An 11067-nucleotide genomic window follows, 5' to 3' on the forward strand; every position below is an offset into this window, starting at 1 on the left:
CTCGTCCTGATCCCCGATCCCTGATCCCACCCCTGACACGGAAGTTGCGAACATGAGCGAGTCCACCACGATCCGCTGGGAACAGGACGAGACCGGCGTCGTCACCCTGGTCCTCGACGACCCGAACCAGTCCGCCAACACGATGAACCAGGCCTTCAAGGACTCCATCGCCGCGATCGCGGACCGCGCCGAGGCCGAGAAGGACTCCATCCGCGGCATCATCTTCACGTCCGCCAAGAAGACCTTCTTCGCGGGCGGCGACCTCAAAGACATGATCCGGCTGCGCCCGGAGCACGCGCAGCTGGCCTTCGACACCGGCACCGCCATCAAGGCCTCGCTGCGCCGGATCGAGACCCTCGGCAAGCCCGTCGTCGCCGCCATCAACGGAACTGCCCTCGGCGGCGGTTACGAGATCTGCCTGGCCTCCCACCACCGCGTCGCCCTCGACGCCCCCGGCTCCAAGATCGGCCTGCCCGAGGTCACCCTCGGCCTGCTCCCGGCCGGCGGCGGCGTCACCCGCACCGTCCGCCTGATGGGCATCGCCGACGCGCTCCTCAAGGTGCTGCTCCAGGGGACCCAGTACAACCCCCAGCGCGCCCTGGCCAACGGCCTGGTGCACGAACTGGCCGCCACGCCCGAGGAGATGCTCGCCAAGGCGCACGCCTTCATCGACGCGAACCCGGAGTCGGCGCAGCCCTGGGACGTCCCCGGCTACCGCATCCCGGGCGGTACCCCGTCCAACCCGCGGTTCGCCGCCAACCTCCCGGCGTTCCCGGCCAACTTGAAGAAGCAGCTGAACGGAGCCCCGTACCCGGCCCCGCGCAACATCCTGGCCTGCGCCGTCGAAGGCGCCCAGGTGGACTTCGAGACCGCGCTGACCATCGAGGCCCGCTACTTCACCGAGCTGGTCACCGGGCAGACCGCCAAGAACATGATCCAGGCGTTCTTCTTCGACCTCCAGGCCGTCAACGCCGGCCGCAGCCGCCCGCAGGGCGTCGCGCCCCGCAAGGTCGCCAAGGTGGCCGTGCTCGGCGCCGGGATGATGGGCGCCGGCATCGCCTACTCCTGCGCCCGCGCGGGCATCGAGGTGGTGCTGAAGGACGTCACCCCCGAGGCCGCCGCCAAGGGCAAGGCCTACTCCGAGAAGCTGCTCGACAAGGCCCTGTCCCGGGGCCGCACCACCGAGGCCAAGCGCGCCGAGCTGCTCGCCCGGATCACCCCGACCGCCGAGGCCGCCGACGTGGCGGGCTGCGACGCCGTCATCGAGGCCGTCTTCGAGGACACCGCCCTCAAGCACAAGGTGTTCCAGGAGATCCAGGAGTACCTGACCCCCGACGCGCTGCTCTGCTCCAACACCTCCACGCTGCCCATCACGGGCCTCGCGGAAGGGGTTTCGCGGCCCGCCGACTTCATCGGCCTGCACTTCTTCTCGCCCGTGGACAAGATGCCGCTGGTCGAGATCATCAAGGGCGAGCGCACCGGCGACGAGGCCATCGCCCGGGCCTTCGACCTCGTACGGCAGATCAACAAGACCCCGATCGTGGTCAACGACTCGCGCGGGTTCTTCACTTCGCGGGTCATCGGCCAGTTCATCAACGAGGGCGTCGCCATGGTCGGCGAGGGCATCGAGCCCGCCTCCATCGAGCAGGCCGCGGCCCAGGCCGGGTACCCGGCCAAGGTGCTCTCCCTGATGGACGAGCTGACCCTCACGCTGCCCCGCAAGATCCGCAACGAGACCCGCAAGGCCTTCGAGGCCGAGGGCCGGGACTGGCCGGAGCACCCGGCCGACACCGTCATCGACCGGATGGTCGACGAGTTCGGGCGCCCCGGGCGCAGCGGCGGCGGCGGGTTCTACGCGTACGACGAGAGCGGCAAGCGCGCCGGGATCTGGCCGGGGCTGCGCGAGCACTTCACCAAGCCGGGGCACGAGATCCCGTTCCTCGACATGAAGGAGCGGATGCTCTTCTCCGAGGCGCTGGACACCGTCCGCTGCTTCGACGAGGGGGTCCTGACCTCCTACGCCGACGCCAACATCGGTTCCATCATGGGCATCGGCTTCCCGGCCTGGACCGGCGGCGTGATCCAGTACATCAACGGCTACGAGGGCGGCCCGGCCGGGTTCGTCGCCAGGGCCCGCGAGCTGGCCGAGAAGTACGGCGAGCGCTTCACCCCGCCGGCCTCCCTGGTCGAGAAGGCCGGGCGGGGCGAGACGTACGCGGACTGAGCGGAACCGGCCCGCGGTCCCCGGGGCATCGCGCCCGGGGACCGCGGGCGGGTCGCCGGGGGACCGCGGGCCGGTCGCCCGGGGACCGCGGGCCGGGCGGATCAGGCCTCGGCGTGCCCGCTGGTGCGCAGCGCCACGATCAGCGCCCGGTGCGAGGATCCGTCGGGTGCGGTCCAGCCGGCGGTGAGCCGGCCGGTGACCCCGGTGGCGTCGGCCCACCCGTCGTCCCCGGACCGCAGGACGCGCCGCAGGGCGAGCAGGGGGCCGCGCGGCACGGACACGTACGACCTCCGCTCGCCGTCGGTGATTTCCAGCCGGGTCCCGGGGAGGATCTCCGGGAGCTCGGAACCGTCGAAGCGGGCGGTGACCGAGGGGTCGGCCACCCCGCTGTCGCACTGGTCCTGCGCCACGGCGCGGCCCTGGAGCAGGGCGAGCAACTGGCCGACGAGCACCGGGTCGTGGGAGCCGTCGTAGATCCAGCGGGTGCCGAGCACCCCGTGCTCGGAGATGCCCACCAGGCCCGCCTCGGCACCCTCCAGCGGGGCGCCGCGGTAGGTCAGCGGCACGAGGTAGCAGGTCTCCCGGCCGCCCGAGGTGTCGGTGAGCACCATGAACTCGATGCCGACCTCGCCCGCCGGGTCGTCGAGCCGGAACCCGCCCGAGCGGTCGAGCTCCGGGGCGTGCCCCGTGGACGCGTACCACGGCCGCGTCGGGAGCCAGGCAGCGAGCAGCTCCGTCTTACCGGGCTTCATGGGGGTCTTGTAGATCATCGCCATGGCCGGAACCTACCGGCTCGGAGACGAAAGCCGCCCGCAATTCCTCCTTCAGCGAGCGCTGGAAGGCGGTCACCAGGGCCTGCACCACCATCGGCTGCATGTGCGCCGAGAGCGCCTTCATCGACTCCACCCGCTCCGGATCGCTCTCGCCCTGCGTGAACGGCCCCCACACCTCGTCGCGGAACAGCGCGGTCAGCTGGTGCGCGGCCGTCCGCGCGTGCCCGAGCAGCACCTCGCGGGCGGCCAGGATCGTCTCGTGCGCGATCGGCACGTCGAGCAGCGCGACCCCGAGCCGCAGCAGCCCCACGTCCACCCGGAAGCCCTCCGCGGTCGGCGCCAGCACGTTCATGGCCGTCAGCCGCCGGATGTCGGTCTCCGACAGCGTCCGCCCGGCCCGCTTCTCCAGCTCCGCGCGCGAGGAGTCCAGCGCCGCGTCCGGGGCCCAGGTCGCCACCAGCGCGCGGTGGATGGCCAGATCGTGTGCGCTCAGGTCGTCGGGCAGGGCGTCGAGGTAGCGCTCGATGGCGGAGAGGGTCATGCCCTGGTGCTGCAACTCCTCGATGAGCGCCAGGCGGGACAGGTGCTCCGGGCCGTAACGGCCCACCCGACGGGGTCCGATCACGGGAGGGGGCAAAAGCCCGCGCGTGCTGTAGAACCGTACGGTGCGGACGGTCACACCCGCCCTGGCCGCCAGTTCGTCGACGGTCAGCGACGCCGGCTCCGGTGCCTGGGTGGTCATGGGCCTCCGCCTTGCTCTCTGATCAGTATCAGTACGTCCTGAGACGGCACAGCTACATCGCCACCGTTCGTGTTCAACAGTATTGCTGTCGCACCAACGATGTGAAACGGCCAGGAGCTGCCCATGCCCACGAACCTGCGACTGCCCGCACCTCCCGACGAGCTCACCCTGCCCGCCTTGCTGGCGCGCAACGCCGCCGAGTACGGCGCCCTCCCCGCCCTCTCGTGGCGGGAAGGCCCCGACGGCACGGCCTGGACCACCCTCAGCTGGTCGGACGTCCGCCGCAAGGTGGCCGTCCTCGCCGCCGGATACGCCGCCCTGGGCGTCGAACGCGGCGAGCACGTCCTGCTGATGATGGGAAACCGCCCCGAGCACTGGCTCACCGACCTCGCCCTCGTCCACCTCGGCGCCGTCCCCGTCACCGTGTACGGGACCTCCGCGCCCGAGCAGATCGCCCACATAGCCCGCCACAGCCGGGCCCGGCTCGCCGTGGTCGAAGGCGCCCGGGAGCTGGCCCGGTGGGAGCCGCTGCTGGCCGACCCGCAGACCCCGCTGGAACGGCTCGTCGTGGCCGAGGCCCCCGAAGCGGGCCCTCACTCGACCTACGCGTCCGTGTACGCCGGCGGCGTGCACCTCCACCGCTCCGAGGCCTTCGAGAAGGCCTGGCGGGAGTCCCGCTCCGAGGACCCGCTGACCGTCGTCTACACCTCGGGGACCACCGGCGACCCCAAGGGGGTGCGCCTGACCCACCGCAACATCGTGCTCCAGTCGGTCCGCCTCGACGGGCACATCGAGCTGCCCGAGCACGCCGAGCACCTCTGTTACCTGCCCTTCGCGCATATAGCCGAGCGGATCCTCGGCATCTACCTCCCGCTCCTGCGGGCCGCCCACGTCCGGCTGTGCGCCGACCCGGCCGCCGTATCGGTGGCGGTGCGGGAGCTGCACCCGGTGCAGTTCTTCGGGGTGCCCCGGGTGTGGGAGAAGCTGGCCGCCTCCGTACGGGCGGTCCTCGGGCGGCTGCCCGAGGAGCAGCGCCGCGCCATCGAAGCCGCCAACGACCTGGCCCGGGAGCGGGCCGGGCACCGGGAGCGCGGGGAGGAGGTCCCGGCCGCGCTCGAAGCCTCGTACGCCGCGGCCAAGGAACGGGTGCTGGATCCGCTGCTGACACTGGCCGGGCTGGACCGGCTGGTCTGGACGGCCAGCGCCACCGCGCCGATGCCGATCGACGTGGTCCGCTTCTGGGCGGGCTGGGGGATCACCATCATGGACGCGTGGGGGCTCACCGAAACCTCCGGCGTGTGCACGGTCAACAGCCCGGACGGCTTCCGGCTGGGCTCCGTGGGCCGCCCGATCGAAGGCCTGGAGCTGCGGATCGCCGAGGACGGGGAGATCTTCACGCGCGGGGAGACCGTCTTCGGCGGGTACCTCCTCCCGGACGGCTCGGTGGAGAGCGCCTGCGACGAGGCGGGCTGGTTCCCCACGGGGGACATCGGGCGGCTCGACGAGGCGGGGTACCTCTGGCTGACCGACCGCAAGAAGGAACTGATCATCACCTCGAACGGGAAGAACGTCTCGCCCGCCCTCGTCGAGAACACCGTCAAGGAACACCCCCTGATCGGCCAGGCCCTGGTCCACGGCGACGGCCGCTCCTACCTCGTCGCCCTCCTGGTCCTGGATCCCGAGCTCGGCCCGGCCTGGGCGCAGGCCCGCGGCATCGGGGCCGCCACGCCCGCGGAGCTCGCCGCGCACCCGGCCGTACGGGAGGAGATCGCCCGGGCCGTCGCCGCCGCCAACGCCCGGCTCAACCGCACCGAGCAGATCAAGCGCTACCGGGTGCTGACCGGGGAGTGGGGTCCCGAGTCGGGGGAGCTGACCCCGTCCCTGAAACTGCGCCGCCGGGTGATCCGGGAGAAGTACGCGGAGCTGATCGAGGGGCTGTACGCGGAGCCGTACGAGGCTCCTTAGGGACCTCCGTCACACGAATGGCCCTGCCCGGTGAGCGGATGGACGTTCACCGGGCAAGGGTGATGAAATGTGCATATACCCTGAATCTTCGACGCCGCCCGGAAAGGGCGGCTGATCGCCCATGGGTGTGCTGCAAGACCACCCCGAACTCGCCCTGTTCCTCTGCCTGGCGGCCGGATACCTGCTGGGCAAGGTGCGCGTCGGCCCGATCACCCTCGGCGGCATCTGCGGCACGCTGATCGTGTCGCTGCTGCTCGGCGCCTGGGCCAAGATCGAGATCGACGCCGACGTGAAGACGATCTTCTTCGCGCTCTTCATCTTCGCCCTCGGCTACATGGCCGGACCGCAGTTCTTCGCCAACCTCAACCGCAAGAGCCTGCGCTTCTTCGCGCTCTGCTTCATCGAGCTCGTCAGCGTGCTCGGCCTCGCCTACTTCCTGGCCAAGGCCTTCGACCTCGACGTCGGCACCGCCTCCGGCATCCTGGCCGGCGCGGCCACCGAATCCGCCGTGGTCGGCACCGCCACCGAGGCGATCGGAAAGCTGCCCGACCTGACCGCGGACCAGATCTCCACGTACCAGGGCCACGTGGCCACCGCGTACACGGTCTGCTACCTCTTCGGCCTGGTCACCATCGTCATCTACACCAGCCAGATCATGCCGATGCTGCTCCGGATCAACCTGGCGGACGCCTCGCGCGAGCTGTGGGAGAAGATGCGCGGCGGCGGCTCCGGCGGCCTGGAGAGCGACGAGCGGGAGGCGGTGCCCGGCCTGGTCGGGCGCACCCACCTGGTCACCCTCGCCGACGGCCGCACCGTCGGGAACCTGGAAGCGGCCTTCGACGGCAGGGTCACCGTGGAAGCCGTCCGGCGCGGCTCCAAGGACCTCACCCCCGCCCCGGACCTCGAACTCCTCCTCGCCGACCTCGTGCTCGTCGTCGGCCGGCGTTCCGAGGCCATCGCGGCGGGCCGGGCCATCGGCCCGGAGACCCCCGGCATCCCGGGGGTGGACACCCCGCTGGCCACCCGCCAGGTCGCCATGACCGACCGCTCGGTCGCGGGCAAGTCCCTGGACCAGATCCGCTCCACCCATGCGGAGTTCGCGCGCAGCGGCGTGTACGTGACCGACGTCCTGCGCGGCGAGCAGCACCTGCCCGCCAACCCGGACACCGTCGTCGAGCGCGGTGACGTCATCACCCTCGTGGGCGCCCGCTCGGGCCTGAACCGGATCGTGGCGAAGATCGGCACGGTGGCCAAGAACGACTCCACCGACTTCATCTACCTCGGTCTCGGCATCGCGATCGGCTCCCTCATCGGGCAGATCGTGGTCCGCGCCGGCGGGGTCCCGCTCTCGCTCGGCACCGGCGGCGGCTGCCTGATCTCGGGTCTGCTCTTCGGCTGGTTCCGCTCCCGCCGGCAGACCTTCGGCGCCTTCCCGCCGCAAGCCGCCACCACCATCAAGGACATGGGGCTCGCGGTCTTCATCGCCTGCACCGGTCTGACCTCGGGCCCGCAGGCCTGGCCGCTCCTCAAGGAGTACGGGGCCCTGCTGCCGTTCGCCGGGATCGCCATGGTCCTCGTACCGGCCACGATCTCGCTGGTCGTCGGGCGCAAGCTCCTGAAGATCGAGAAGCCGCTGCTGATCGGCGCCATCGCCGGACAGCAGTGCTCCACACCGGCCATCACCTCGGTCACGCAAGTGGCACAGAGCTCGGTTCCGATGCTCGGCTACACGATCACCTACGCGCTGTCGAACTTCCTGCTCCCGCTCACCGGGCCGATCCTCGTCGGGATCCTCGGAGCCTGACCCTCACCAGGACGGGTTACCAGCATGATCGACTTCCTTGTCCGGAACATCTTCAAACCGCACCCCGAGCTCCTGGTCTTCATCACCGTCGCCTTCGGCTTCCTCGTCGGCAAACTGAGATGGAAGGCCATCGGGCTGGGTGCCGTCACCGGCTGCCTCATCATGGGCCTGGTCTTCGGCGCCCAGTTCAAGATCACCATCGACGGAACCGTGAAGAACCTCTTCTTCACGATGTTCCTCTTCGCCCTCGGCTACAAGGTCGGCCCGCAGTTCTTCCGCGGCCTGAAGAAGGACGGCCTGCCGCAGGTCCTCAACGCGGTGATCGTCTGCGTCACCGGCCTGCTGGTCTCCTGGGGCTTCGCCGTGATGCTCGGCTACGGCCCCGGACTCAGCGCCGGCCTGCTCGGCGGCGCGCTCACCCAGTCGGCCGTCATCGGCGTGGCCCAGGACGCCATCGGCAACCTCCCCGGACTCAGCCCGTCCGAGATCACCGACCAGCAGAACCTCGTCGCGGTCGGCTACGCCGTCACCTATCCCCTCGGCACCATCCTCTGCGCGCTGCTCCTGGCCAACGTGCTGCCCCGGCTCTACCGCCGGAACCTGGCCGCCGAGAGCGCCCAGCTCGCCAAGGAGCTCGACGCGCCCAGCGACAACCCCGACCTGCACGAGGGCTACTACGAGGTCGTCCTGCGGGCCTACACCATCCAGCGGCCGGACCTCGTGGGCCGGACCATCGACGACTTCGAGCACCAGCAGAAGGCCCTGGGCCAGCGGATCTACCTCACCCGGATCCGCCGGGACGGCGCGATCATCGACCACACCCAGCAGACCGTCCTGCGCGAGGGCGACGTCGTCGCCGTCAGCGCCCTGCGCGAATCCCTCGTCGCGTTCGACGCCCGCACCCACATCGGTCCCGAGACCGACGACGTCGAACTCCTCGGCTACCAGACGGAGAGCCTGCACGTCGTCGCCTCCGAGAAGGCGCAGCTGGGCAAGACCATCGCGGAGCTGAGGGCCGAGCCCTTCATGGTCGGCGTCTACATCGAGAAGGTCTACCGGTCCGGTGCGGAGTTCCCCTACCGGCTCTCCACCCAGCTGGAGCGGGGCGACACCCTGATCCTCTCCGGCCCCAAGCGGCTGGTGGACCCGGCCGGGCAGGCCATCGGCAAGCCGGTCCCGACCAGTTTCGCCACCGACATGATCTGGGTGGGCCTCGGCATCTTCCTCGGCGGCTGCCTCGGCATCCCGGCCCTCACCGCCGGCGGAGTCCCGATCTCGCTGTCCACCTCGGGCGGCGCACTGATCATGGGCCTGGTCTTCGGCTGGATCCGCGGCAGGTACCCGACGTACGGCAACGTCCCGCCCGGTGCCCAGTGGTTCATGGACACCCTCGGCCTGTGCCTCTTCGTCGCCGTCGTCGGCCTCAACGCCGGACCCAGCTTCACCAGCGGCCTGGCCTCCGCGGGCTGGGGGCTGCTGCTCTGGGGCGCGGTCATCACGCTGATCCCGCTCCTGGTGGGTTTCCTCGTGGGCCACCACATCCAGAAGATCCGCTTCCCGATCCTCATGGGCGTCCTGGCCGGCGGCCAGACCACCACGGCGGCCATCGGAGCCGTCAACGAGGAGTCCAAATCCCAGGTTCCGACGCTCGGTTACACGATCCCCTACGCCGTCAGCAACGTGCTGCTGACGATCTGGGGTGCGGTGATCGTCCTCCTCAACCACTGAACGAAGCCCTGCCGACCTCGAAGCAAAGGAAGCCACCGTGCCGGAGACCACTTTCAGCCGCGAGGAGATCCAGTCCTTCGCACAGCTCAGCCCGTTCGAGCTGAAGGACAAGTTCATCCAGCTGGCCACCGCCGCCCAGGCCGACAAGCCGGGGCAGAAGGACACCACCGCCCGCGCCATGCTCAACGCCGGCCGCGGCAACCCGAACTGGATCGCCACCGGCCCGCGCGAGGCCTTCTACGCGCTGGGCTACTTCGCCCTGGAGGAGTCCCGCCGGGTGTGGACCGCCGACAACCTCGGCGGGATGCCGGAGAGGAAGGGCATCGGCGAGCGGTTCGAGTCCTGGTCCCGGCGCCATCCCGAACTGCCGGGCGTGGAGATGCTGTCGGCGTGCGTCGCCTACGCGCTCTCGCGCTGGCCGTTCGACAAGGACGCCTTCCTGCACGAGCTGACGGACGCCATCACCGGAGACAACTACCCGGTACCGGACCGGATGCTGACCCACGCGGAGCACGTGGTGCGCGGCTACGTCGCCGACGAGATGTTCGACAAGAAGCCGCCCGAGGGCGGCAACCTGTCGTTGTTCGCGACCGAGGGCGGCACCGCCGCCATGTGCTACATCTTCGACTCCCTGATGAAGAACGGGATCCTGAAGAAGGGCGACAAGATCGCCCTGATGACCCCGGTGTTCACGCCGTACATCGAGATCCCCGAGCTCGACACCTTCGAGTTCGAGGTGGTCAACGTCGCCGCGAGCCTCTTCGCCGAGACCGGCGTGCGCCAGTGGCGCTACCCGGAGGAGGAGGTCGCCAAGCTGGCCGACCCCTCCGTGAAGCTCGTCTGCCTGGTCAACCCGTCCAACCCGCCCTCGCTCGCACTGAGCGACCGGGTGGCGAACCAGATCAAGGACATCGTCGCCACCAGCAACCCGAACCTGCTGATCGTCACGGACGACGTGTACGGCACCTTCGTGCCCGGCTTCCGCTCGATCGCCGCCGACCTGCCGCGCAACACGCTGCTCGTGTACTCGTACTCCAAGCACTACGGCTGCACCGGCTGGCGCCTGGGCGTCATCGGCCTGCACGACGACAACGTCATCGACGAGATGATCGCCGCCTTCCCCCAGGACCAGAAGGACCGTCTGGCCAAGCGCTACGGCACCCTCACCCTGGAGCCGGAGAAGATCCGCTTCATCGACCGGCTCGTCGCGGACTCCCGCTCGGTGGCCCTCAACCACACCGCCGGCCTCTCGCTGCCGCAGCAGACGATGATGGTGCTCTTCTCGCTCTTCGACATGCTGGGCGAGGGCCAGGCGTACAAGGAGCGGATCCGCCAGATCGTCCACCGGCGCCTCGACCTCCTCCTGGAGGGCGCCCAGATGAAGATCTCCGAGGACGACAAGCGGGCCGGGTACTACATCGAGCTCGACCTGCTGGCCGAGGCGGAGCGGGTCCACGGCAAGGACTTCGCGGACTTCCTGGAGAAGAACTACGAACCGGTCGACCCGCTGTTCCGGCTCGCCGAGCAGACCTCGGTGGTCCTCCTCAACGGCGGCGGCTTCGACGGCCCCCAGTGGTCGGTGCGCGTCTCGCTGGCCAACCTCGACGACCTGGACTACCTGAAGATCGGCCACCACCTGCGGCAGATCTTCAACGACTACGCGAGCGAGTGGGAGCGGGCCAAGGCGAACGGCTGAGGTCCGGAGCACGAGGAAGGGGGGTGGGGGGCCGGGGGGGGGGGGCGCCCCCCCCCCCCGGGCCCCCGATCACCGCGAACACGGTCGGGAGGCTCAGGGGATGCTGCATCTGGGAGATGGGGTGTTTGGGCTAGA

Annotated in this window: 7 protein-coding genes; 5 read left to right on the forward strand and 2 right to left on the reverse strand. The window is 70.2% G+C overall.

Going from position 1 to position 11067, the window contains the following annotated elements:
• The first annotated feature begins 52 nt into the window (after positions 1–52).
• Positions 53–2224, forward strand: coding sequence for a 3-hydroxyacyl-CoA dehydrogenase NAD-binding domain-containing protein (locus ACIA8F_RS37990; protein WP_399385615.1), 2172 nt, complete (start codon positions 53–55; stop codon positions 2222–2224).
• Positions 2225–2325: 101 nt separating this feature from the next.
• On the opposite strand, the gene ACIA8F_RS37995 is transcribed toward ACIA8F_RS37990, so the two are convergent.
• Both ACIA8F_RS37995 and ACIA8F_RS38000 read right to left on the reverse strand, forming a co-directional pair.
• Positions 2326–3000, reverse strand: coding sequence for a 1,4-alpha-glucan branching protein (locus ACIA8F_RS37995; RefSeq protein ID WP_399385616.1), 675 nt, complete (start codon positions 2998–3000; stop codon positions 2326–2328).
• Entirely contained in the window at positions 2963–3739 is a 777-nt protein-coding gene (locus ACIA8F_RS38000) for a MerR family transcriptional regulator (RefSeq protein ID WP_399385617.1), read from the reverse strand. Before ACIA8F_RS38000 ends, ACIA8F_RS37995 begins: the two co-directional genes overlap by 38 nt.
• 123 nt (positions 3740–3862) lie before the next feature.
• Between ACIA8F_RS38000 and ACIA8F_RS38005 the strand changes: the two genes are divergently transcribed.
• The 4 genes from ACIA8F_RS38005 (at position 3863) to ACIA8F_RS38020 (ending at position 10932) form a co-directional block, all read left to right on the forward strand.
• Complete coding sequence (locus ACIA8F_RS38005) at positions 3863–5704, forward strand: AMP-dependent synthetase/ligase (RefSeq protein ID WP_399385618.1); 1842 nt, start codon at positions 3863–3865, stop codon at positions 5702–5704.
• A gap of 121 nt (positions 5705–5825) precedes the next feature.
• The gene (aspT, locus tag ACIA8F_RS38010) at positions 5826–7508 is read left to right on the forward strand and encodes an aspartate-alanine antiporter (RefSeq protein ID WP_399385619.1); all 1683 of its coding nucleotides are present in this window, start codon (positions 5826–5828) and stop codon (positions 7506–7508) included.
• 24 nt (positions 7509–7532) lie between these two features.
• Positions 7533–9236 carry an aspartate-alanine antiporter gene (gene aspT / locus ACIA8F_RS38015; RefSeq protein WP_399385620.1) on the forward strand — a complete coding sequence of 568 codons (1704 nt, stop codon included), beginning with the start codon at positions 7533–7535 and terminating at the stop codon, positions 9234–9236.
• 37 nt (positions 9237–9273) lie between these two features.
• On the forward strand, positions 9274–10932 hold the full coding sequence (locus ACIA8F_RS38020) for a bifunctional aspartate transaminase/aspartate 4-decarboxylase (RefSeq protein ID WP_399385621.1): 1659 nt from the start codon (positions 9274–9276) through the stop codon (positions 10930–10932).
• The last annotated feature ends 135 nt before the right edge of the window (positions 10933–11067 follow it).

The organism is Streptomyces sp. NPDC051563, from assembly GCF_044454225.1.
In the GTDB taxonomy this organism is placed as follows: Bacteria; Actinomycetota; Actinomycetes; order Streptomycetales; family Streptomycetaceae; genus Streptomyces.

Coding starts and splice junctions, on each gene's coding strand:
- ACIA8F_RS37990 (WP_399385615.1), top strand. CDS start 53: ATGAGCGAGTCCACCACGATCCGCTGGGAACAGGACGAGACCGGCGTC.
- ACIA8F_RS37995 (WP_399385616.1), bottom strand. CDS start 3,000: ATGGCGATGATCTACAAGACCCCCATGAAGCCCGGTAAGACGGAGCTG.
- ACIA8F_RS38000 (WP_399385617.1), bottom strand. CDS start 3,739: ATGACCACCCAGGCACCGGAGCCGGCGTCGCTGACCGTCGACGAACTG.
- ACIA8F_RS38005 (WP_399385618.1), top strand. CDS start 3,863: ATGCCCACGAACCTGCGACTGCCCGCACCTCCCGACGAGCTCACCCTG.
- aspT (WP_399385619.1), top strand. CDS start 5,826: ATGGGTGTGCTGCAAGACCACCCCGAACTCGCCCTGTTCCTCTGCCTG.
- aspT (WP_399385620.1), top strand. CDS start 7,533: ATGATCGACTTCCTTGTCCGGAACATCTTCAAACCGCACCCCGAGCTC.